The organism is Rhodoferax sp. GW821-FHT10B06, from assembly GCF_059415605.1.
The window spans coordinates 412029-434941 of sequence record NZ_JBWKNO010000002.1; the positions used below are offsets into that span (position 1 = coordinate 412029).

Below are 22913 nucleotides of genomic sequence, written 5' to 3' on the forward strand. Positions count from 1 at the left end.
GTGAGTAACAACAATACAACAACCTCGACCACTCCGGCAGGCGCCGGCGCCAAGGTATTGGCCATCACCAGTGGAAAAGGCGGTGTAGGGAAAACCTTTGTCTCGGCCAATCTGGCTGCGGCATTGGCCAAGCGCGGCCACCGCGTGCTGGTGCTGGATGCGGACCTGGGCTTGGCCAATCTGGATGTGGTGCTGAACCTGCACCCCAAGATCACGCTGCATGACGTGTTTACGGGCAAGGCGACGCTGGACGAGGCCATCATCAAGGCACCAGGCGGCTTCTCGGTACTGCTGGCCGGCTCCGGCATGGTGGAGTATTCACGCCTGACACCAGAGGTCCGCGACGAATTCCTGCAGGTAGTGCGCAGCCTGGTGCCGCGTTATGACGTGCTGCTGCTGGACACCGGCGCAGGCATCTCGGATGTGGTGCTGTTCTCGGTCTCCCTGGCGTCCGAAGTACTGGTGGTGGCCACTCCAGAACCCACGTCGCTTACCGACGCATATGCAGCCATCAAGGTGCTGGCCACCCAGCAAAAGCGCCAGCATGTGCGCATGATCATCAACCAGACGGCGCGTGCCGGCGATGGCCGAGCCATCACCACCCAGCTGCAGCAGGTGCTGGACCGCTTTGTAACCACCGGCACCGGGCGCTCGGTACGCCTGATCCACGTAGGCGACATTCCCGCCGACCTGGCGGTGCGTGAAGCCGTGATGCGACGCCAGCTGCTGCTGGTCAACACGCCGGGTTGCCCCGCTGCGCTGGCGATGTCCGAATTGGCACGCAAGCTCGATGAAACGGTGATCAGCCCCACGGAATTCAGCAAGGCTTGAGCGCACAGCGTCTCAGGCCGTGATGATCCACCCCTCCAGCGGGTCCATGTCAATGGGCAAGCCGTAGCGGGCAACACCTGCTGCATGCTGCTCAGCGGCCCACCCGGCCTGCAGCATGCACAGCACGGCATCCAGGGCATCGCCACTGGCATCGTCCACCAGGCTTTTGCGCTGGTCGGCATTGATACCCAAACGCAACCCCAGTCCTACCGCACCATGGGTGCCCTGCCCCGATTCCAGAGCCTGTACCAGGTCTTGGCGCGCCTGCAGACGCTCTGGCGTTTGCTTGGCTTTGTCATCGCTTTTATAACTGCGCCGTCCAACGCCAAGGGCACCCGGCTGCCAGCCGTCCAGCACCCGGCGCGCCAGCAAACCGGGGTAGGCCTCCAAGGCCGCGCGTCGGGGGTCACCAGAATACAGACCTGGGAAATCCACCCCGGCATCCAGCAACAAGGGAACGCCCGCATGCAACATATAGGCAACCGGTGGGTTCACCCACTTCATTGACGGACTGGAGCCAGCCGCAAAATCACAGCCGCGGTGGGCGAACTTACCGCCTGCCGGGCGGGCATCGCAAAAAGCCGCAAACTGCGACCGGACCTGGGCCCGGTCCAGGCCGGAAAAATGGCGTATGCAGTCCAGCCAGCGCAGCGGCCAACCCAGGGTTTCAACCAGCTCGCGGGGCAGGCCAAAGGGTAGATCGAATGCACCGACCCAGGCCTGGGGCTGGGCCAGTACGGCAGCAAAATCAGACAGGGAAGACAAACGCTCCAGCCGGGTCAACACCACGCATCCATCTGCATGGTGGCCCCAGGCCAGCACAATATTTTTATGCCGGGTCGGACTACTGGAAAAGTCACAGCCCAGCAGCGCAGGAGAGCCCATGCCCTAAGCTGCAGCAAGTACTAGAAGACGTCTAGACGCGGCCCACAATCGATGCGGTGGCCATCAGCTCTTCCAGCAGGGCCAACGAGACTTTGCCCGACACGGAATACGGGTCCAGCTCTGGCTTTTCTGCGTATTTCAAGAGAATGGACTGGTTCAGCCGCTGGATATTCACCTGGCCCATGGTCCAGCCACCAAAGCGGCGCTCGGAAATCTCTTCAAAATGCAGCAGCGCCACGTCTTTATGGCGTGCATCGCGCTGGATATGGCCGTACAGCTCATTGACCGGCATACGCCCGCCTTCAATGGCCTGCAGGAAGATACCGCCGCCATAGCAAAGAATGCCGGTGATGCCGCAGGTCGGGTTGTATTGACGCGACTGCGCAAGGATGGCCTCAATCGCAGCAGGGCTGGTATCCAGGGCGCGGCTGGCGTAGAGCAAGCGTACAAGCATGGTGTTAGCCCTTTCTGGGGAGGAGAGACAGGAATTCACGGCGCAGACTGGAGTCCTTCAGGAAAGCACCGCGCATGACCGAGTTGATCATCTTACTGTCCACATCTTTCACGCCGCGCCAGCCCATACAGAAATGGCTGGCCTCCATCACGATGGCCAGGCCGTCCGGCTGGGTCTTCTCCTGGATCAGGTCGGCCAGTTGCACCACGGCTTCTTCCTGGATCTGGGGGCGGCCCATGATCCACTCGGCCAGGCGCGCATATTTCGACAAACCGATCACATTGGTGTGCTCGTTGGGCAGCACTCCGATCCAGATCTGGCCCATGACTGGGCACAGATGGTGCGAGCAGGCGCTGCGCACGGTGATCGGGCCGACGATCATCAGCTCGTTTAAATGCTCGGCGTTAGGGAATTCGGTGATGGTGGGGGCCGCCACATAACGACCCTTGAATACCTCTTTCAGGTACATCTTGGCCACACGGCGGGCGGTGTTCTCGGTATTGTGGTCGTGTTCGGTATCGATCACCATGCTATTCAGCACACCCTGCATTTGCACGGTGACCTCATCCAGCAAGGCGTCCAACTCACCCGGCTGGATGAACTCGGAAATATTGTCGTTGGCGTTGAAACGCTTGCGCGCGGCCTTCAGCCGTTCGCGAATTTTCACGGATACAGGTGTGCCTTCCCCGTCTCGGGCATCAGCCAGCGCAGTGGGATTCATAGCATCGGGTGTTTTCATTAACATACAAGAATGGTAGCAGGGCAGGCAATAGCGCCGCGCGAAGGCACTGCAAAGCCCTTTTCAAAGTCGCCCCATCGGGGCCTGCTGCGAGCACAGCATAATCAGCCCCTTTTTCGAAACGCTGGCTCCCACAAAAAGAAACTATGGACAACATCGACCTACTCAACACACGTGAAAACTGGTACGCGGCCTTCTTTGCAGGAGACACCGACTTCATGGCCAGTGTGGAGGCCGACTCCTTCTGCGTAGTGCATGCGTCCGGAGTGCAATCCAAATGGGAACAATTGCACGGTATCTCCCGTGCGGTGCAGGCTGACCGTTGGTTTCCCAGCAATGCCTGCAAGCAGGACGCCAGCCTGTCGCTGCAAAACCATGGGGAATTCGTCGTGGTATCCGGCCAAAGCCATACGCTGATCGACGAAGAACGTCTGGGTAGCGTGTACTTCAGCGAACTCTGGCGCAAGCAGGCGCAGGACTGGCAAGTCATGCACCTGCACTACACGCCGGTGGAATAAGCTGGCAGCCAGCTCCTCCACCGATTGCTGTACTGAACTACTGGGTTGAGGCGCCCGATTCGAACCACTGTTTAATCATTGCGCGCTCGGCATCGGTGATGCCGGTGGCGTTGTTCATCGGCATGATTTTCGTCACCACCGCCTGTTGGTACACCGCCTGTGCGTGCTGCTGCAGGGCGGCCGGTGAGTCCAGACGCACATTCTTCATCTGCACCTGGGGGCCGTGGCACATATAGCAGCGCTGCGCCAGCAAGGGCTGTATCTTTTCATAAGGAAATGTGGCTACAGCGCTTGTATTACCTGCGGGAGCAGCTACGGAACTTATAGCATCCACGGGTGCAGGCCGCATCCACGCAATCGCCCCCACGATCACCGCCAGGCCGACCAGGGCATACGCTATGGGATGGCGGTTGCGGCCCAGCAGATAGCCGTGGCGCATCACGAAGAACTGGCGGATGGCCGCGCCCGCGAACATCATCAGCACCAGTACCAGCCAGTTCTGCGGGTGGCTGTAGGTAAAGCTGTAGTGGTTGCTCAGCATGGCAAACAGCACCGGCAACGTGAAATAGGTGTTGTGCACGCTGCGTTGCTTACCGCGCTGACCGTGGATCGGGTCCACCGGCTGGCCGGCCTTGATGGCCGCCACCACGGTGCGCTGGCCGGGGATGATCCAGAAGAACACATTGGCGCTCATGGTGGTGGCGATCATCGCGCCCACCAGCAGAAAGGCCGCCCGCCCGGCAAACCAATGGCAGGCCAACCAGGCCGCCACGCAGACCAACACCGCCACCAGCGCACCAACGATGGCGTCGCCATGCTTGCGCTTACCAAACAGCTGGCAGATGCTGTCATAGAACATCCAAAACACCACCAGGAACGATAGCGCGACACCGATCGCCGCGCCGGGCGACCAGTTCATCAGCGACTTGTCGATCAGGTAGGTGCTGGCATTCCACAGATAGGACACGGTGAACAGCGAAAAGCCGGTCAGCCAGGTGGAATAACTTTCCCAGTAAAACCAGTGCAGATGTTTGGGCAGCTGCGGCGGCGCCCCGGCGAACTTCACCGGGTGGTAGAAACCGCCGCCGTGCACGGCCCACAGTTCGCCACTCACGCCCTGTTTTTTGAGGTCTTCATCGACCGGCGGCGTCAGGCTGCTGTCGAGAAACACAAAGTAAAAGGAAGAGCCAATCCAGGCGATGGCGGTAATGACGTGGACCCAGCGCAGCAGCAGGTTGGCCCAGTCGAGGTAATAACTTTCCATATGCACTCTCACGCTTGACGGCACCCGCACGGGGCGCCAGTAGTTTCTCTGCCTACCACTGCGGGCACTGTAGGCAAAAAGAGATCGCGAACAAAAGCTGTGAGAGAAAGCCTTGCACCGCTGCGACCTGAACCTGTGATTCTATGGAGTAATGCTTTGCAACAACTGTGCCGCAACCGCAACCGCGATCACCTCGGGCTCCTTACCCGCAATGCCCGGCACACCGATGGGGCTGGTCACCCGGGCCAGTTCGGCCTCGCTAAAACCACGGGCCTGCAGCCGCTGGCGAAAGCTGGCCCATTTGGTACGACTGCCGATCAGGCCGATAAAAGGCAGGTCACCTTGGCTGCGCTGGCGCTGCAGGCAAGCCGCCACGATATCCAGGTCTTCGGCATGGCTGAAGCTCATGATCAGCACCTGGCTGCCGGGCCGCAGGTCGGGCACGGCTTTTTGCACCGGGTCGGAGTGTTCACAATACACATGGGCCGGCAGATCGGCAGGGAAAATGCCGTCGCGGCTATCTATCCAGCTCAGCTGGAATGGCAGGCGAGACAACACCTGCACCAAGGCATGGCCCACATGGCCGCCGCCAAACAAGGCCACGGGCCGGAGCTGTTGGGCGCACTGCTGACGAAGACGCGGTACATCCGCCGCCGTAATGAACTCGAAACGCAGGTAAACCACGCCACCACAGCACTGGCCCAGGCTAGGGCCCAGGGGATAGCGCAAAGTCTTTACTGCAACATCGCCGGCCTGCAAGCGCGCCCGGGCTTCAGCGATGGCCTGGAACTCCAGATTGCCGCCACCGATCGTGCCCACCAGATGATCGGCAAACACCGCCATCCAGGTCCCGGACTCCCGTGGCACCGAGCCTTGGGTAGACTCTACATAGATAAGCACCGCAGCCTTGGACTGCAAGTGGTGGAGTAAAACGTCAATATGTGTCACAGCAAGCAATCCGGCCAAGAGTGCAGTATGCACGGCTGCACGCGCTGCCCCAAGCCTTCAAAATAATGAAAAAACAACTCAAATACCTGCGTTTGAAACTAGCCGGCCTGTCCGCAGCCGCCGCGGCCTTGGTCGCGGGTTGCAACTCCACGCCAGCCCCCCAGCCCGCCGGCACGCCCACCCCGCCGTCGCCTCCCAACACCGCTGCGCCCAGCACCCCTCGCCCGGCCCAGCCTGCGCCGCCCAAGATATCCGTTGCCACCAACCCGCGCGACTACCGGCGCGATGCCGCCCGCCACCTGTATGACCGCAATGCGGAACGCATCTTCCAAGGCAAGTTGCAAGCCAATCTGTACGCGATCGGCGTGCTGGAAGTGCACCTGGACCGCAACGGCATGGTGACCGGCCTGCACTGGATGCGTGCGCCAAGACATGCCCCAGAGGTGATTGACGAGATCGAGCGCACCGTGCGCGCTGCCGCCCCCTTCCCTCCTCCCTCCCGCATGGGCAAGGTCACCTACACCGATACCTGGCTGTGGGACAAGAGCGGCCAGTTCCAGCTGGACACGCTGACCGAAGGCCAGCTCTAAGTTCACTACAAAAAATATAGCTGCCAGCGTAGGTAAATACTGCGCCAGCGGCCTATTTCTCTTAAGAACCTATCAGCTCCCCCGGTAGGTCGAATAGCTCCAGGGGCTGACCAGCAGCGGCACGTGGTAGTGCTGCGTCGTGTCGGCCACGCCGAAATCCAGGCTCACCTTGTTCAAAAACTGCGGTTCCGGCAGTGCCACGCCGCGCGCCGCAAAATAGGCCGCCACATCAAACACCAGTCGGTAGGTGCCGACCTGTAGTGCGTTGTTGTCAAACAGCGGCGCATTCGTGCGGCCGTCGTGGTTCAGGACATGGCGCTGCAGCAAGGTGGTGCTGTCGCCCTGGGTGGCATACAAATCCACCGCCATGCCGGCGGCCGGACAGCCGTGCATGGTGTCCAAAACGTGTGTGCTCAGTCCCATAGGTATCTCCACATAAACGGTTTCAAAACGTAAAACAGATGTGTATACAGTTCAGCAATTCCGCTATTATGGATGCATGGAAGCAAGCACCACCAACACCCATACGATCGTCGAAGCGCTGACCAAGGCCATTGTGGAACACCGGCTGCACCCAGGCACCAAGCTGGCCGAGCAGAAGCTGGCCGACCATTTCGGCGTCTCGCGCACCCTGGTAAGGCAAGCCCTGTTCCAGCTGTCGCAAAACGGCCTGATCCGCCTGGAGCCGGCCCGTGGCGCCTTCGTAGCCGCGCCTTCGGTGGCAGAGGCGCGCCAGGTATTTGCCGTGCGCCGCATGCTGGAGGCGGAAATCACCCGCTCCCTGGCCCGCAGCATGACGCCAGCCAAACTCAAGGTCTTGACCGACCATTCGGCCCTGGAGAAATCCGCCCTCAAAACCCAGGACAACAGCAACCGCGCCGAGCTGCTGGGCGACTTCCACATCCGCATGACCGAGCTGCTGGGCAACGATGTGCTGGTGCAAATGATGGTGGAACTGCTGTCTCGCTGCTCGCTGATCACCCTGATGTACCAGCCCGACAGCGCAGCCGAGCACTCCAGCGAAGAACACGACGCATTGATACAAGCACTCGCCGCACAGGACGAAGACCTGGCCGTGCGCCTGATGGACGAACACCTGCAACACGTGGAGGCCAGCCTGGCCTTCGACCGCAAAATTCCCAGTAACGACATCGCAATGGCACTGGCCTGACTTGTGCTTGAGGAGCCCTATGACCGAGACATCCGCCCCCCACCCCCACTACCCCCGTGACCTCGTCGGCTATGGCCGCAAGGTACCCCACGCGCAGTGGCCCAACCAGGCCAAGATCGCCGTGCAGTTTGTTTTGAACTACGAAGAAGGCGGCGAAAACAATGTGCTGCATGGCGACGCCGCATCGGAAACATTTCTGTCCGAACTGATCACTGCCCAGCCCTTCCCAGACCGTCACATGACCATCGAGTCCATGTACGAGTACGGCTCGCGCGTGGGTGCCTGGCGCATCCTGCGCGAGTTTGAAAAGCGCGGCTTGCCGCTGACCATCTTCGGTGTCTCCATGGCACTTGAACGCCACCCCGAGCTGACCCAGGCCTTCATCGACCTGGGCCATGAAATCGCCTGCCACGGCTGGCGCTGGATCCACTACCAAAACCTGCCCGAAGCCACCGAGCGCGAGCACATGGCTGTGGGCACGGAAATCATCCGCAAGCTAACCGGCGGCCAGTGGCCCCAGGGCTGGTACACCGGCCGCGACAGCCCCAACACCCGCCGCCTGCTGGCCGACCAGGGCGGTTTCAGCTACGACAGCGACTACTATGGCGACGACTTGCCCTTCTGGATGCCCACCACCAAGAGCGACGGCACGGTGGAGCCGCGCCTGGTCGTGCCCTACTCGCTGGACACCAACGATATGCGCTGCGTGCAGGTGCAAGGCTTCAACACCGGTGACCACTTTCTACAGTACCTGAAGGACAGCTTCGACGTGCTGTACGCCGAGGGTGATGAAGCTCCGAAGATGATGAGCATTGGCATGCACTGCCGCGTGCTCGGGCGGCCTGGCCGCTTCGGCGCACTGCAGAAATTCCTGGACTACGTGCAAAGCCACGAGCGCGTGTGGATCTGCCGGCGCATCGACATCGCCCGTCACTGGCACGCAACCCACCCCTACCAGGGCTAAGTGTCCATGGCACTGACGCTAGATTTCCTCAACACGGCTCCCCAGGAAACCGTGTTGCAGCAGTTGCCGGGCCTGTACGAGCACTCGCCCTGGATCGCCGAGCAGGCGTTGCAGCAGCGCCCGTTCCGCTCGCTGGCGCAATTCAAATACGCCATGGTGCAGGTACTGGCCGCCGCCGGCAAGCAGGCCCAGCTGGACCTGATACGCGCCCACCCGGACTTGGCAGGCAAGGCCATGGAGGCCAATAGTCTGACGGCCGAGTCCACCCACGAGCAAAACCAGGCCGGCCTGACCCGCTGCACGCCCGAAGAGCTGGCCCTGCTGCAGCAGCTCAATGCCGACTACCGTGCGCACAACGGCTTCCCTTTCATCCTGGCCGTGCGCGGCCCGCGCGGCACCGGCCTGCGCAAGCAAGAAATCATCAACACCTTCCAGCGCCGCCTGCGCAACTCGGCCGACTTTGAACAGGCCGAAGCACTGCGCAACATCCACCGCATCGTGGAAATCCGGCTGGACGACGCCTTTGGCAGCGCGCCCTTGCAGGGCAATCTGGTCTGGGACTGGCAGGAAGCGCTCAGCATCCACACCGACCCTGGCTACGCCGAAAAAGGCCAGCTCACCGTCACCTACCTGACCGACGCGCACCGCGCCTGCGCCCAGCAGATCGTGGACACCATGCGCGACTGCGGATTTGACGAGGTGTCTATCGATGCCGTGGGCAATGTGGTGGGCCGCTACCACGCTGCTACGCCAGATGCCAAGACCTTGCTCACCGGCAGCCACTTTGATACGGTGCGCAACGGCGGCAAATACGACGGCCGCCTGGGCATTTACGTGCCCTTGGCCTGCGTGCGCGAACTGGCGCGGCAAGGCAAGCGACTGCCCTTCCACCTGGAGGTGGTCGGCTTCGCAGAAGAAGAAGGCCAGCGCTACAAAGCCACCTTCCTGGGTTCGGGCGCACTGATTGGCGACTTCAACCCCAGCTGGCTGGACCAGACCGACGTCGACGGCATCAGCATGCGCTCCGCCATGCAGCATGCAGGCTTGCGCATAGAAGACATCCCAGCCCTGCAACGCCAGGCCGCCAATTACCTGGGTTTTGTCGAGGTCCATATAGAACAGGGCCCGGTGCTCAACGAGCTGGATATTCCGCTGGGCATCGTCACCTCCATCAACGGCAGCGTGCGCTATACCGGCGAGGTTCAAGGCGTTGCCTGCCATGCTGGTACCACCCCCATGAACCGCCGCCGCGACGCAGCCACCGCCGTGGCCGAGCTGGCGCTGTTTGTAGAGCAACGTGCCGCGCGCGATGGTGACTTGGTCGGCACCGTGGGCATGCTGCAGGTGCCCAACGGCTCCATCAACGTGGTGCCTGGCCTGTGCCAGTTCAGCCTAGACCTGCGCGCGCCGAACAATGCGCAGCGCGACGCCCTGGCTGACGACGTAGTGGCCGCGCTGCAAACCATCTGCGAACGCCGCGGCTTGCGCTACACGCTGGTCGAGGCCATGCGCGCCGCCGCCGCCCCCAGCGCACCTGCCTGGCAGAAACGCTGGGAACGTGCGGTGGACAACCTGGGCGTGCCCCTGTACCGCATGCCCAGTGGCGCTGGCCACGACGCCATGAAGCTCCACGAAATCATGCCCCAGGCCATGCTCTTCGTACGCGGCCAGAACTCCGGCATCAGCCACAACCCGCTGGAAAGCAGCACCAACAACGATATGCAGCTGGCAGTGGATGCCTTCGCCCAGCTTTTGACCCAACTCGCAAACGAATCCCCATGACAGATTACGCCCGCCTAGACGACTGGATTGACAACCATTTCGACGCCGAAGTCCAATTCCTGCAAGCCCTGATCCAGGTGCCCACCGACACGCCGCCGGGCAATAACGCCCCCCATGCCGAGCGCACCGCTGAGCTGCTGCAAGACTTTGGCTTCATTGCAGAAAAGCACGCCGTGCCTGCCGCCGGAGTACAGGCCGCCGGCATGCAGTCCATCACAAATCTGGTGGTGCGCCGCGCCTATGGCCCGGGCAAGACCATTGCCCTGAACGCCCACGGCGACGTAGTGCCACCTGGCGACGGTTGGACGCATGACCCGTATGGTGCTGAAATCGCTGACGGCAAGATGTACGGTCGAGCCACGGCCGTCAGCAAAGGCGACTTCGCCAGCTTCACCTTCGCGGTGCGGGCGCTGGAATCCCTGGGCCTGCCGCTCAAGGGTGCTGTCGAGCTGCACTTCACCTACGACGAGGAATTCGGCGGCGAACTCGGCCCGGGCTGGCTGCTGAAAAACAAAATCACCCGGCCCGACCTGATGATTGCCGCTGGCTTCTCTTACCAGGTGGTCACAGCCCACAACGGCTGCCTGCAAATGGAAGTCACCGTGCACGGCAAGATGGCCCACGCCGCCATCCCCACCAGCGGCGTAGACGCGCTGCAGGGCGCAGTCCACATCCTGAACGCCCTGTACGCGCAAAACACGCTGTACCAGCAAGTCACATCCCAGGTAGAAGGAATCACCCACCCCTACCTGAATGTGGGCGTGATCGAAGGCGGCACCAATACCAATGTGGTGCCTGGCAAGGTCACGTTCAAACTCGATCGCCGCATGATCCCCGAAGAGAACCCGGTCGAAGTCGAAGCCAACATCCGCAAAATCATTGCAGACGCAGCCGCCAGCCAACCCGGCGTCACGGTGGACATCAAGCGCCTGCTGCTGGCCCACTCCATGCAGCCCCTGCCCGGCAATGCGCCGCTGGTCGAGGCTATACAGAAGCACGGCTTGGAAGTGTTTGGCGAGGCCATTCCGGCCATGGGCACACCGCTGTACACCGACGTGCGGCTGTATGCGGAGGCCGGCATCCCTGGCGTCATCTACGGTGCAGGCCCGCGCACCGTGCTGGAATCGCACGCCAAGCGTGCCGACGAAAGGCTGGACCTGGAAGACCTGCGCCGCGCCACCAAGGTGATTGCGCGCACGCTGCGCGACTTGCTGGCGTAGTCACTCACTGCATAGAAAAGGCCCTGAACCGCATTGCGCGATTCAGGGCCTTTTGTCGTCAAAGCGCGGACGCAGCCGCGCGGTGGATCAAACGATCAGAAGCTCTGAGAGTACTGCAGGCCCATGACCCAGCCGCTGTCCTTGTAGGTGCCGTTCAAAGCCCCCCGACCAGCAGCGGCCTGGTTGTTCTGGATCTGTGCGTCCTTCAAGTACAGATAGGCCAAACCGAAGTCCAGCGTGGAGGCTTGCGAGAGCTTCCACTGCGCGCCGGTAGAGAGCCAGATGCGGTTATTGTCCGGCAACGAGGCCAGGCGCGTGGTGGCGCCCTTCACTGGAGTCTGGTCATAGGCTACGCCGTACTTGAACTTCCAGGCATCGTTGTACTTGTAGTTGGCGCCCACGGCCACACGCCAGGTGTCGCGGAACTCGGTGTCCAGGGTCTGCGCCACGGTACCTGCAGCTGCGCCCGAAGTGCGCACGATGTCGATCTTGGGAATGCTGCTCCAGCCGGTCCAGGACAGGTCACCCAGCAACTCCCAGCTCGGGTTGAGCTGGTGCGTCACGCTGGCGATGAAGGTGTCAGGCAAGGTCACGCTGGCCTTGACGTTGGCGCCAATCGCTGCGTTCACTGCGGCCGACGGGCTGCCTCCCGTCAGTGTGCCAGTGAGGTCGTACTTGATCTTGGAGCGGTATGACACGCCGACCTTAGTTGCAGGCGCAAGTTTGATAAGCGCGCCCACGTTCCAGCCCCAGGCATTGTCGTCAATACTCAGTGCCAGCGGCGTGGCGCCTGGCAGGCCTGGCGGTACGGTTGGCACCACCGCAAGTTGGCGCGAGTAGTCTGCCGTAAGGCGCTGCCAGTTCAGACCAAAGCCCCACGAAACCACGTCGTTGGCCTTCCAGGCAATCGATGGGTTGATGTTGTAGGTCTTGACATCGAATTGATTCGATTGCGCGCTGCCGGTCCAGGGCGCTTCATAGTCTGTCTTGGAGCCAAACGGCGCGCCGAAGCCGATACCGGCGTACAACCCGTCCTGCAGCTTCCACGACAGGTAGCCGTTAGGTACCACACCCCAGTTTCCGGCGTCGCCGCCCGAGCCTGCGGTGGCCAGCGTGCCGACCGAAGAGCCCTGGTTCTGGAACTTGAAGCCGGGCTTGATAGCGGTCGCGCCAATCGAAAACTCGCGGTCTTTGAGCTCGGTCATGCCGGCCGGATTGAAGTAGATGGTGCTGGCGTTCTCGGCCACCGCCGCAGAGCCGGCAAAGGCATTGCCAATGCCGCTGGCGTTTTGCTCCAGCAGTTGAAAGCCCGACGCGCCGGCGCTACCTGCAAAGAGCGCGGCGATGAGCGCCGATAGATGTTTGAGATCGTGGTTTTTCATCGTGTCTCCAAGTTTGTTAACAAATGTGTCTGGTTTATGTCCGCGACATAACACTGTACCAACGAAGATGTCCAACAAAGCGTCTATAAGGGCTGTCAATGTCACCTGCGGAACAGCACCAGAGCATGAAACCGGGCTGCACGTGGATCTGTAGGCTGAAGTACACCCCAGGTGCATCGACGAACGGCCGAACCTGGAAGACCTGCGCCACGCTACCAAGATCATGGCCCGCACGCTGACGGACCAGCTTGCATTAATCGCATAACGCCATACATCCTTCGCATAACTTTTCACGACGTAAGTAGGCTCCACAATGTTTATCGCCTGTGGCTTGCGTTAGGCTTACCTTTCATAAAAATTCTTCGAGGACACACTCAATGGCCAAAGAAATTTCCCCTGCCGAAATGGCTCTGCGCGACGCCGCACGGGAATACCACAGCACCCCCAGCAAGGGCAAGATTTCCGTCACCCCGACCAAGCCGCTGTCCAACCAGCGCGACCTATCGCTGGCCTACTCGCCAGGTGTGGCCTACCCCTGTCTGGACATTGAACGTGACCCCTCCCTGGCCGCCGAATACACCTCGCGCGGCAACCTGGTCGGCGTGATCACCAATGGCACGGCTGTGCTGGGCCTGGGCAATATCGGCCCGCTGGCGTCCAAGCCAGTGATGGAAGGCAAGGGCTGCCTGTTCAAGAAGTTCGCCGGCATCGACGTGTTCGACATCGAACTGGCCGAGAACGACCCCGACAAGCTGGTGGACATCATCGCCGCCATGGAGCCCACGCTGGGCGGTATCAACCTCGAAGACATCAAGGCGCCCGAGTGCTTCTACATTGAACAGAAGCTGCGCGAGCGGATGAACATCCCGGTGTTCCACGACGACCAGCACGGCACTGCCATCATCTCCTCAGCCGCCCTGCTGAACGGCCTGGAACTGGTCGGTAAGAAGATTGAAGACGTGAAGGTTGCCGTGTCCGGCGCCGGCGCAGCTGCCATTGCCTGCCTGGACGTGATGGTCGGCCTGGGCGTGCAGCGCAAGAACGTGTTTGTGTGCGACTCCAAGGGTGTGATCTACCACGGCCGTGCGGGCGGCTTCGACGCCTCCAAGGAACGCTACGCCCAAGACACCTCGGCCCGTACGCTGGCCGATGCTGTCAATGAAGCCGACGTATTCTTGGGTTGCTCCGCCGCCGGCGTGCTGACGGCCGAGATGGTCAAGACCATGGCCGCCAAGCCCATCATCCTGGCGCTGGCCAACCCCGAACCCGAGATCCGCCCCGAGCTGGCCAAGGCCGTGCGCCCGGACTGCATCATCGCCACCGGCCGCTCCGACTACCCGAACCAGGTCAACAACGTCCTGTGCTTCCCCTACATCTTCCGTGGCGCGCTGGACTGCGGTGCCACCAAGATCACCGAAGCCATGAAGCTGGCCTGCGTGCGCCAGATCGCCGACCTGGCCAAGGCCGACATCAGCGAAGAAGTGGCCGCCGCCTACGCCGGCAAGGAACTGGTGTTCGGCAGCGACTACCTGATCCCCACGCCTTTCGACTCGCGCCTGATCCTGCGCATCGCCCCCGCCGTGGCCAAGGCCGCGGAAGAGTCCGGTGTGGCCACCCGCCCCATCAAGGACATGGAGGCCTACCGCCAAAGCCTGTCGCGCTTCGTCTACCAAACCGGTATGTTCATGCGCCCGGTGTTCAGTGCCGCCAAGGCCGTGCCCGCCAACGCCAAGCGCGTTGCCTATGCCGAAGGTGAAGACGAACGCACGCTGCGCGCCGCCCAGTTGGCCGTGGACGAGAACCTGGCCCACCCCATCCTGATCGGCCGCCCCGCCGTGATCGAGGCCCGCATCCTCAAGGCCGGCCTGCGCATCCGTATCGGCACCGACGTGGAAGTGGTGAACCCCGAAGACGACTCCCGCTTCCGCCAGTACTGGGAAACCTACCACCGCCTGATGGGCCGCCGTGGCGTGTCGCAAGACGTGGCCAAGGCCGCCGTGCGCCGCTCCAACACCACCATCGCCGCACTGATGGTGCGCCTGGGCGATGCCGACGCCATGCTGTGCGGCCTACTGGGCCGCTACGAAGGCCATCTGCAACACGTGCGCGACATCATCGGCCTAAAGAAAGGCGCCTCCGGCTTTGCCGCGCTCAACGCGCTGATGCTGGAAAAGCACACCTTGTTCATCACCGACGCCTTTGTGAATGAAGATCCGACGGCCGAGCAACTGGCTAGCATCGCCGTCATGGCTGCCGACGAAGTCAGCCGTTTCGGCCTGCCACCCAAGGTGGCCTTCCTGTCGCACTCCAACTACGGCTCGTCGGACCGCCCATCGGCCCGCAAGATGCGCGCAGCCCACGAGCTGTTCAAGGCCATGGCGCCCGACATCGAATCCGATGGCGAACTACAAGGCGATGCGGCCCTGTCGCAACCCATGCGCGAAGCCTCGCTGATGGACGCCGAGACCAATCTGCACGGCGAAGCCAATCTGCTGGTCTGCCCCAACCTGGACGCGGCCAACATCTTGTTCAACGTGCTGAAGATGACCGGCGGCCAGGGCGTGACCGTGGGCCCGATCCTGCTGGGTGCGGCTGCTTCTGCACACATTCTGACCCCATCGGCCACCGTGCGCCGTGTGGTCAACATGACTGCGCTGGCCGTGGCCAACGCCGCTACCGTGCACAAATAAGTACCAGCCCCCTCGGGCAACTGAGGGCCACAAAGAACGCACCTGCACGGTGCGTTTTTTTATGGGCATGGGCACCTTTTTTGCTCTAATGCAGCTAACTCTTTCTGGAAACTCCATGACCAAACGCGTCTTTTTGCAGTCTGCCCTGGCCTGCGCCGCCCTGCTGGCCACCGTACCGGCATTTGCCCAAACCACACCCATCAAATTTCAGCTGGACTGGCGCTTTGAAGGCCCGGCCGCCCTCTTCCTCACCCCCGCAGCCAAGGGCTATTTCAAAGACGCCAAGCTGGATGTCACCATTGATGCGGGCAACGGTTCGGGCGGCGCCGTCACCCGCGTGGCATCCGGCGCGTATGACATGGGCTTTGCCGATATGGCGGCACTGATGGAGTTCCACGCCAACAACCCCGACGCCCCCAACAAACCCGTCGCCGTGATGATGGTCTACGCCGACACCCCCGCCTCGGTGATGGTGTTGAAGAAGTCCGGCATCAAAACCCCGGCCGACCTCAGCGGCAAGAAGCTGGGCGCGCCGGTGTTCGACGCCGGCCGCCGCGCCTTCCCCATCTTCGCCAAAGCCAACAATATCACCGGCGTGCAGTGGACCAGCATGGACCCGCCACTGCGCGAAACCATGCTGGTACGTGGTGACGTGGACGCCATCACCGGCTTCACCTTTACCTCGCTGCTGAACCTGGAGGCACGCGGCACCAAGGCTGAAGACGTAGTGGTGTTGCCCTACCCGCAGTTCGGCGTCAAGCTGTATGGCAACGCCATCATCGCCTCGCCCAAGCTGATCAAGGAGAACCCGGCCGCCGTAAAAGCCTTTTTGCAGGCCTTTGCCAAGGGCATGAAGGACGTGATCGCCAAGCCCGCGGCCGCCGTCGAAGACGTGAAAGCCCGCGACGGCATCATCAACACCGCACTGGAGCTGCGCCGCCTGAACATGGCCATCGACACCGCCATCAACACGCCCAACGCCCGCGCCGAAGGCTTTGGCAAAACCACGCCGCCGCGCCTGTCGCTGATGGCATCCCAAGTATCCGATGCCTTCGCCACCAAGACCCGCGTGAACCCGGACGCGGTGTGGAACGGCAGCTTCTTGCCCAGCGCTGCCGAGCTGAACGTCTTGCCTGCCAAGAAGTAAACACTATTCTTTTTATAGCTGCTCGCGCAGGTACTGCCTGCGCCAGCGGCCTATTTCTTATAAATTTGTGAATACCCCTGCGTTTGTCGACTTCCGCGACGTCTGGCTGGCCTACAACGACGAGCTGCGCGCGCAAAACCAGTTCGCCGTCGAAGCCATCGACCTGCAGGTGCAGCAAGGCGAGTTCATCGCCATCGTCGGCCCCTCGGGCTGCGGCAAATCCACCTTCATGAAGCTGGCCACCGGGCTGAAGATGCCGTCCAAGGGCAGCATCCGTATCGACGGCCAGCCGGTGACCGGGCCGCTGAAGATCTCCGGCATGGCCTTTCAGGCGCCGTCGCTGCTGCCCTGGCGCACCACGGTGGACAACGTGCTGCTGCCGCTGGAAATCGTCGAGCCGTATCGCAGCCAGTTCAAGGCCAAGCGCAAGGAGTTCGAGCAGCGTGCGCGCCAGCTGCTGCAAAAGGTCGGCCTGGCCGGCTATGAGGACAAATTCCCTTGGCAGCTGTCGGGCGGCATGCAGCAGCGCGCCAGCATCTGCCGCGCGCTGATCCACGAGCCCAAGATGCTGCTGCTGGACGAGCCCTTTGGCGCGCTCGACGCCTTCACCCGCGAGGAGCTGTGGTGCATCCTGCGCGACCTGTGGACCGAGCAGCGCTTCAACGTGATCCTGGTCACCCACGACCTGCGCGAGAGCGTGTTCCTGGCCGACACGGTCTACGTCATGGGCATGAGCCCGGGCCGCTTCATCGTCAAGAAACAGATCAACTTGCCGCGCCCGCGCGAACTGGAGCTGACCTACACGCCCGCATTCACTGACATCGTGCACGAGCTGCGCGGCCACATCGGATCGATACGAAAGACCACGCCATGAACGCCAAGACCCTGGAACGCTGGTCGCCCTGGGTGCTGCTGGTCGCCATCGTGCTGCTGTGGCAAGGCATCTGCAGCGCCTTCGACGTGTCGGAATTCATCTTCCCCAGCCCCTGGCGCATCGCCACCCAGCTGGTCGAATTCAAGGGCCCGATTGCCCTCCACGCCTGGCGCACCTACTGGGTGACCATGGCCGGCTTTGGCCTGGCGATCGTGGTCGGCGTGCTGCTGGGCTTTGTGGTCGGCAGCTCACGCCTGGCCTATGCGGCCATCTACCCGCTGATGACGGCCTTCAACGCCCTGCCCAAAGCGGCATTCGTGCCCATCCTGGTGGTGTGGTTCGGCATCGGCACCGGGCCGGCGATCCTGACAGCGTTCCTGATCAGCTTCTTCCCCATCATGGTGAACATCGCCACCGGCCTGGCCACGCTGGAGCCCGAGCTGGAAGACGTGCTGCGGGTGCTGGGCGCCAAGCGCTGGGACGTGCTGGTCAAGGTCGGCCTGCCGCGCTCCATGCCCTACTTCTTCGGCTCGCTGAAGGTGGCGATCACGCTGGCCTTCGTGGGCACCACAGTGTCGGAGATGACGGCCGCCAACGAGGGCATTGGCTACCTGCTGATCTCGGCCGGATCGTCGATGCAGATGGGCCTGGCGTTTGCCGGCCTGATGGTGGTCGGCGCGATGGCCATGGCCATGTACGAGCTGTTCAGCTACGTGGAAAAGCACACCACCGGCTGGGCGCACCGTGGGTCGCAAAATGACTGAGCAGTAGCAGACTAACCCGTTGTGTCTTGACTTGGCGCAAGACAAACCTTGTGAACTATGCGTATGCTGCGACTGCCGTTGCTATTGACGGCAGCCGTCCGCAGTTTTAAGCGGGCGCTCATAAGGAAACCCCATGAAGACCCAACGACGCGTATTTTTGATGGCAGTCGCCGCCGGCGGAGCCACACTGAGCACTTTGGCACGCGCCCAGGCCAAGGTCGATGACAAAGACCCCCAAGCTGCTGCCCTCGGCTACGTGACCGACGGCACCAAGGCCGACGTTAAAAAATACCCCAAGTACGCTGCCGGCCAAAACTGCGGTAGCTGCGCCCTGTACCAAGGCAAGGCCGGCGATGCCACCGGTGCCTGCCCGCTGTTCGCCGGCAAGGTTGTCGCTGCCAAGGGCTGGTGCAGCGCCTGGGCCAAGAAGGGTTAATTCCGGTCCATGCCGCCGGCCTCGTTCAAGGGCAACAAGCAGTCCCTGCCCAGCAAACTCTGCGCGGCCTGTGGCCGGACCATGACCTGGCGTAAACGCTGGGCCAAGACCTGGGACGAGGTGAAGTACTGCTCCGACGCCTGCCGTAAGGCAAAAAAATTAGGCACTTGGTGCTCGTGCCGGGCGACCAGCTGAACCTGGAATCTTCGGCCATCGACGTCGTCAACCCCGCACAGGATGCGGTGTGAATGGCCGAGATGGCCGAAGAATCCACCCATATCTGGTCCAGCAAGCAGCGCATCGCGCTCTTTCTGGCCGCCGTGCGCCACTTTGCGCAGACCTACCACTGCATTACACCCACCTGGACCAGGGGGAGAACCGGGGCAACCTGCTGCCGAACTGCAATAAGCTCATTTAAACAATTAGGGTGAATGGCGTACGCGCAGAAACCGTAAAAGTGCACGGCGCGGTCAACCACCGGCGGCAAAACGGCTTGCATTCACCTGCTTTATGCAGCGCAAGCATCTCACACAGAAACAAGTGGCCCTGCGACTTTAGGGTTGCAGGGCTTGGGGACAAAGAAGGCTGTCCAGTTGCTGCCAGCAGGCTGAACAACGGAGATACCTTCCGTTAACATGCCACATTCCATAGCAGAGCAGTTTGGCCACCATGACCCCTCGTATGCGCACCGCCTCTCCCGTGCTCCCTGCCACCCGCCCGGTCTATGCAGCCTGCCTAGCCGCGCTGGTGCTGCTGCAAGCCGCTTGCTCATCCACGCCGCTACCGCCCTGGCCCACGTCCGCCGACACGACAGCACCCACGCGCATTGCACCCACGTCGCCCCCCGCACCAAGCAAGCCAGCAGCGGCCCCTCCGGCGGCCGTGGCAAGCCCGGTCAATCCCCCACAGGCCGTCGCACTGAGCGATACCGGTGCCGATGCCACGGAAAGCCCGGCAGTGGCTGCGCGCTTCCCGGCACCGCCGCTGGCCTACAGCACGCCCGGTCTGCAAAGCGGACGCAGCAACTTCACCAGCAACCCGGAAATCATCGACTGGCTCAACGAGCTGGCCACCCACCCCAGCCCGGGCGTCAAGGCCACGGTGCTGTCCATGGGCCAATCGCAGCAAGGCTCGCCCCTGGTCGCCCTGTTGCTGACCCGGGCGTCCAGCCCCGACGCCCCCACGGTGCTGGCCACCGGACGCCCCACCGTGCTGATGGTGGGGCAGCAACATGGCAATGAACCCGCCGGCAGCGAGGCGCTGCTGGTGGTGGCCCGCGAACTCAGCCAGGGCCTGTTGGAGCCCATGCTGGACAAGATCAATGTCCTCGTGGTGCCACGCGCTAACCCCGATGGAGCGGCCGCCAACCAGCGCGCTACCGCCAACGGCATCGACATGAACCGCGACCACCTGCTGCTGAATACGCCGGAAGCCCGCGCACTGGCCCAGCTGGAGCGCAACTACCAGCCCATGGTGGTGGTGGACGCGCACGAGTACACGGTGGCGGGCCGTTATCTGCAAAAGTTTGGTGGCATCCAGAAATACGACGCGCTGCTGCAGTACGCCATGACGGCCAACCTGCCCGAGTTTCTGACCCGCGCCTCTGAGGAATGGTTTCGCCGTCCCCTGCTGGCCGCACTGAAGAACCAGAAGCTCAGCAGCGAGTGGTACTACACCACCAGCAACACGGCGGACGACCTGCTGGTGTCCATGGGCGGCACGCAGCCCGATACCGGGCGCAACGTCAACGGCCTGAAAAACACGGTCAGCATGCTGGTCGAAACCCGGGGCGTGGGCATTGGCCGTCAGCACATCCAGCGCCGCGTCCACACCCAGGTCACGGCCATGGTCAGCATGCTGCAAAGCACGGCCAGCCGCAGCGACGAGCTGAACCAACTACGGCCCTATATGGAGCGTGACGTGGCCAGCCAGGCCTGCCGTGGCAAGGCCGTGGTGGAAGCCGGCCCCACCAGCGCCCAGTACACCCTGACCCTGCTGGACCCGAACACCGGCGCTGACCGCAAGGTCACGGTGGACTGGAATTCCGCCCTGGAGCTGCAAAACACCAAAACCCGCAGCCGCCCCTGCGGCTACTGGCTGTCGGCCAACTCCACCCTGGCCGTGGACCGTCTGCAAATGCTGGGTGTGCAAGTGATGCGGGTGATGGAGCCGGGCTCCCTGCTGGGCGAGGCCTATCTGGAAAGCAGCCGCAGCGAAGGCAGCCGGCAGGACGTGCGCGGCGCCATCCAGGACGGCGCGCCTATCGTCCAGACCAAGGTCACGCTGGTGCCGGGTGTGGTGGATGCGCCGCAAAACAGCTTTTACGTACCACTAAGCCAACCCATGGGCAATCTGGTGCTGGCGGCCATGGAGCCGGACACGCAGAACAGCTATTTCGCCAACCACCTGCTGGATGGCTTGCGCGACCTGTCACGCGTTACGGCCGAGCCTACGGTGCGGATGGAAAAGCTGCCCTGACTTCACAGGGCAGCTTTTGAGCCTCAGGGCGGCAGCGGTGCCGCCGGCGTCTTGGTGTTTTCAGCGTTGCGCTTGCGCGTCTGCTCCGCGTGCTCGGCGGCGTCCTGTTGCTTGCGCAGATAGCGTTCACGCTCTTCCCCGGCTGTCGCGGCCTTGCGCGCACGGGCTGCTTGGGCCTCCTCAAAAGCCTTTTGCTTGCTGTCCAGCGTGGCTTTGCGGGCGGCTTTTTCTTGTGCGGCCTGAGCGGCGGTATGGGGTTGGCGTGGCGTGGAAGGGGTAGGTGTACGCACCGTACCCACGCTCTTCTCGGCTGGCGTTGCACTGGCCGGCGGGCTTTCTTCGGCAGCCTTTTGCTCCATGCGCTGCAGCTGCTCGGCACCCTTGCGCTTGCGCGCGGCATCGTTGAGCAAAATCTCCTGGCGGCGAAGGTCGGCCATCTGGTCACGCCGCTGGGCACGGTTTGCATCCTTGCAATCGTTCACGGCAAACTTCTGGTAGCAGTGGACCTCTTCCTGGTCGAAACGCTGCTGTATCTGCGCGCGTTCAGACTGAATACGGTTGCGTTCGGCCTGCTCGGCGTCGGCCGAAGTATCGGTCTGCGCCTGGACAAGGCTCACCCCCAGCAGGCAGAGGCAAAGAATCAGAGGCTTTTTCATGTGATGTGCGTATCGACGATACGGCGCTCCAGCGCCAGGAATTCGGTGGACTGCATCTCGGTCAGGCGTGACACGGTACGCGGGAACTCGTGGGCCAGCGGACCGTCTGTATACAACGCCTCGGGAGCCACGGCGGCCGACATGATCAGCTTGCAGCGGCGGTCGTACAGCACGTCCACCAACCAGGTAAAGCGCCGCGCCGGCGACGCCATGTTCACGGGCATGTACGGCACATCGCTGAGCAGCACGGTATGGAACTGGCTGGCGATTTCCAGATAATCGTTTTGTGAACGCGGCCCGCCGCACAGCTCGCGGAAGTCGAACCACACCACGCCACCGGCCTTGCGCCGGGCCCGTATCTCGCGGGCTTCGATGTGCAGTATGGGGTCTTCATCCTGCGTCTCGGCCAGGCGGTTGAAGGCATTGGTCATCTCCTGGTCCGCTTCAGGGCCCAGCGGGGTATGGTAGAGCTTGACCTGCTCCAGCGTGCGGCGGCGGTAATCGGTGCCGTTGTCCACACTCAGCACTTCCAGCTTCTCATTCAACAAGGCGATCGCAGGCAGGATACGGTCGCGGTGCAGGCCGTTCGGGTACAGGTCGTCGGGCTTGAAGTTGGAGGTGGTGACAAAGCCCACACCATTGGCAAACAGCGCCGCCAGCAGCCGGTGCAGGATCATCGCGTCGGTGATGTCGGCTACGTGGAATTCATCAAAGCAGATCAAGCGGTAGCGCTTGGCCATGCGTTTGCCCAGCTCGTCCAGCGGGTTCACCGTGCCCTGCAGCTCCTGCAGCTCGCGGTGCACCTCGCGCATGAATTCATGAAAGTGCAGACGGGTTTTGCGCCGCAACGGCACGGCGTTGTAGAAGCAATCCATCAGAAAGCTTTTGCCACGTCCCACCCCTCCGTACATGTAGACGCCGCGGGGAATCTCCGGGCGGTTGATGAGTTTCTTGAGTGCGTTGGAACGCTTCTCTTTGTACGCTGCCCACTCGGAAGCACAACGCTCCAGTGCTTCCACGGCGCGCAACTGCGCCGGATCGGCGGTGTAGCCACGCTGGGCCAGTTCTGCCTCGTAGGCCTGTTTGACGCTCAAAGAGAAAAACTCCGGTTGCTACAAAT

Annotated in this window: 24 protein-coding genes; 14 read left to right on the top strand and 10 right to left on the bottom strand. The window is 62.3% G+C overall.

The window, feature by feature from the left end:
• Entirely contained in the window at nucleotides 1–831 is an 831-nt protein-coding gene (locus tag AC07O2_RS04675) for a MinD/ParA family protein (RefSeq protein ID WP_495074570.1), read from the top strand.
• 12 nt (nucleotides 832–843) lie between these two features.
• Here the strand turns inward: AC07O2_RS04675 and AC07O2_RS04680 are convergent, their stop codons facing one another.
• From AC07O2_RS04680 to folE, 3 genes are read right to left on the bottom strand one after another with little or no spacing between them, the layout of a single operon-like run.
• A complete protein-coding gene (locus AC07O2_RS04680) occupies nucleotides 844–1716 on the bottom strand; it encodes a DUF429 domain-containing protein (protein WP_495074571.1) in 873 nt (290 codons plus the stop codon).
• Nucleotides 1717–1747: 31 nt separating this feature from the next.
• The gene (locus tag AC07O2_RS04685; RefSeq protein WP_490593039.1) at nucleotides 1748–2170 is read right to left on the bottom strand and encodes a BLUF domain-containing protein; all 423 of its coding nucleotides are present in this window, start codon (nucleotides 2168–2170) and stop codon (nucleotides 1748–1750) included.
• 4 nt (nucleotides 2171–2174) lie between these two features.
• Nucleotides 2175–2915, bottom strand: a complete 741-nt coding sequence (gene folE / locus AC07O2_RS04690) for a GTP cyclohydrolase I (RefSeq protein ID WP_495074572.1) — start codon at nucleotides 2913–2915, stop codon at nucleotides 2175–2177.
• Between the two features lie 140 nt (nucleotides 2916–3055).
• Here folE and AC07O2_RS04695 point away from each other — a divergent pair, with 140 nt between their 5' ends.
• Nucleotides 3056–3427, top strand: a complete 372-nt coding sequence (locus AC07O2_RS04695; RefSeq protein WP_495074573.1) for a nuclear transport factor 2 family protein — start codon at nucleotides 3056–3058, stop codon at nucleotides 3425–3427.
• 37 nt (nucleotides 3428–3464) lie between these two features.
• Here the strand turns inward: AC07O2_RS04695 and AC07O2_RS04700 are convergent, their stop codons facing one another.
• A complete protein-coding gene (locus AC07O2_RS04700; RefSeq protein WP_495074574.1) occupies nucleotides 3465–4691 on the bottom strand; it encodes a urate hydroxylase PuuD in 1227 nt (408 codons plus the stop codon).
• Between the two features lie 141 nt (nucleotides 4692–4832).
• Entirely contained in the window at nucleotides 4833–5639 is an 807-nt protein-coding gene (xdhC, locus tag AC07O2_RS04705) for a xanthine dehydrogenase accessory protein XdhC (RefSeq protein ID WP_495074575.1), read from the bottom strand.
• A gap of 65 nt (nucleotides 5640–5704) precedes the next feature.
• On the opposite strand from xdhC, the gene AC07O2_RS04710 reads away from it, so the two are divergent.
• On the top strand, nucleotides 5705–6229 hold the full coding sequence (locus tag AC07O2_RS04710) for a hypothetical protein (protein WP_495074576.1): 525 nt from the start codon (nucleotides 5705–5707) through the stop codon (nucleotides 6227–6229).
• A gap of 72 nt (nucleotides 6230–6301) precedes the next feature.
• Here AC07O2_RS04710 and uraH read toward each other — a convergent pair whose 3' ends face one another.
• Entirely contained in the window at nucleotides 6302–6652 is a 351-nt protein-coding gene (gene uraH, locus AC07O2_RS04715) for a hydroxyisourate hydrolase (protein WP_495074577.1), read from the bottom strand.
• A gap of 76 nt (nucleotides 6653–6728) precedes the next feature.
• Between uraH and AC07O2_RS04720 the strand changes: the two genes are divergently transcribed.
• From AC07O2_RS04720 to AC07O2_RS04735, 4 genes are read left to right on the top strand one after another with little or no spacing between them, the layout of a single operon-like run.
• A complete protein-coding gene (locus AC07O2_RS04720) occupies nucleotides 6729–7400 on the top strand; it encodes a GntR family transcriptional regulator (RefSeq protein WP_495074578.1) in 672 nt (223 codons plus the stop codon).
• Between the two features lie 19 nt (nucleotides 7401–7419).
• Nucleotides 7420–8364 carry an allantoinase PuuE gene (puuE, locus tag AC07O2_RS04725; RefSeq protein ID WP_495074579.1) on the top strand — a complete coding sequence of 315 codons (945 nt, stop codon included), beginning with the start codon at nucleotides 7420–7422 and terminating at the stop codon, nucleotides 8362–8364.
• A gap of 6 nt (nucleotides 8365–8370) precedes the next feature.
• Nucleotides 8371–10146, top strand: a complete 1776-nt coding sequence (gene uraD, locus AC07O2_RS04730) for a 2-oxo-4-hydroxy-4-carboxy-5-ureidoimidazoline decarboxylase (protein ID WP_495074580.1) — start codon at nucleotides 8371–8373, stop codon at nucleotides 10144–10146.
• A complete protein-coding gene (locus tag AC07O2_RS04735; protein WP_495074581.1) occupies nucleotides 10143–11366 on the top strand; it encodes a M20 family metallopeptidase in 1224 nt (407 codons plus the stop codon). The genes uraD and AC07O2_RS04735 overlap by 4 nt, the downstream gene beginning before the upstream one ends.
• 95 nt (nucleotides 11367–11461) lie before the next feature.
• Here AC07O2_RS04735 and AC07O2_RS04740 read toward each other — a convergent pair whose 3' ends face one another.
• Nucleotides 11462–12748, bottom strand: a complete 1287-nt coding sequence (locus AC07O2_RS04740) for an OmpP1/FadL family transporter (protein WP_495074582.1) — start codon at nucleotides 12746–12748, stop codon at nucleotides 11462–11464.
• A 377-nt stretch (nucleotides 12749–13125) separates the two neighbouring features.
• Here AC07O2_RS04740 and AC07O2_RS04745 point away from each other — a divergent pair, with 377 nt between their 5' ends.
• The 5 genes from AC07O2_RS04745 to AC07O2_RS04765 all read left to right on the top strand — a co-directional run bounded on the left by AC07O2_RS04745 (nucleotide 13126) and on the right by AC07O2_RS04765 (nucleotide 18659).
• Entirely contained in the window at nucleotides 13126–15438 is a 2313-nt protein-coding gene (locus AC07O2_RS04745; protein WP_495074583.1) for an NADP-dependent malic enzyme, read from the top strand.
• Nucleotides 15439–15553: 115 nt separating this feature from the next.
• On the top strand, nucleotides 15554–16585 hold the full coding sequence (locus AC07O2_RS04750; RefSeq protein WP_495074584.1) for an ABC transporter substrate-binding protein: 1032 nt from the start codon (nucleotides 15554–15556) through the stop codon (nucleotides 16583–16585).
• Nucleotides 16586–16652: 67 nt separating this feature from the next.
• Nucleotides 16653–17459: an ABC transporter ATP-binding protein gene (locus AC07O2_RS04755; RefSeq protein ID WP_495074585.1), complete on the top strand. Its 807-nt coding sequence runs from the start codon at nucleotides 16653–16655 to the stop codon at nucleotides 17457–17459.
• Nucleotides 17456–18223 (top strand): ABC transporter permease, encoded by a 768-nt coding sequence (locus tag AC07O2_RS04760; RefSeq protein WP_092756129.1) that lies wholly within the window; start codon nucleotides 17456–17458, stop codon nucleotides 18221–18223. Before AC07O2_RS04755 ends, AC07O2_RS04760 begins: the two co-directional genes overlap by 4 nt.
• A gap of 133 nt (nucleotides 18224–18356) precedes the next feature.
• Nucleotides 18357–18659, top strand: a complete 303-nt coding sequence (locus AC07O2_RS04765) for a high-potential iron-sulfur protein (RefSeq protein ID WP_495074586.1) — start codon at nucleotides 18357–18359, stop codon at nucleotides 18657–18659.
• Here the strand turns inward: AC07O2_RS04765 and AC07O2_RS04770 are convergent.
• Nucleotides 18656–18937: a hypothetical protein gene (locus tag AC07O2_RS04770; RefSeq protein WP_495074734.1), complete on the bottom strand. Its 282-nt coding sequence runs from the start codon at nucleotides 18935–18937 to the stop codon at nucleotides 18656–18658. The two genes, AC07O2_RS04765 and AC07O2_RS04770, sit on opposite strands and share 4 nt — an antisense overlap.
• On the opposite strand from AC07O2_RS04770, the gene AC07O2_RS04775 reads away from it, so the two are divergent.
• The gene (locus AC07O2_RS04775) at nucleotides 18917–19090 is read left to right on the top strand and encodes a hypothetical protein (protein WP_495074729.1); all 174 of its coding nucleotides are present in this window, start codon (nucleotides 18917–18919) and stop codon (nucleotides 19088–19090) included. The genes AC07O2_RS04770 and AC07O2_RS04775 overlap by 21 nt on opposite strands.
• A 238-nt stretch (nucleotides 19091–19328) precedes the next feature.
• A complete protein-coding gene (locus AC07O2_RS04780) occupies nucleotides 19329–21137 on the top strand; it encodes a M14 family metallopeptidase (protein WP_495074587.1) in 1809 nt (602 codons plus the stop codon).
• A 23-nt stretch (nucleotides 21138–21160) separates the two neighbouring features.
• Here the strand turns inward: AC07O2_RS04780 and AC07O2_RS04785 are convergent, their stop codons facing one another.
• Together AC07O2_RS04785 and zapE are read right to left on the bottom strand one after the other, a co-directional pair.
• Nucleotides 21161–21793 (bottom strand): hypothetical protein, encoded by a 633-nt coding sequence (locus AC07O2_RS04785; protein WP_495074588.1) that lies wholly within the window; start codon nucleotides 21791–21793, stop codon nucleotides 21161–21163.
• A complete protein-coding gene (gene zapE / locus AC07O2_RS04790) occupies nucleotides 21790–22887 on the bottom strand; it encodes a cell division protein ZapE (protein ID WP_495074589.1) in 1098 nt (365 codons plus the stop codon). Before zapE ends, AC07O2_RS04785 begins: the two co-directional genes overlap by 4 nt.
• Nucleotides 22888–22913 lie beyond the last annotated feature (26 nt).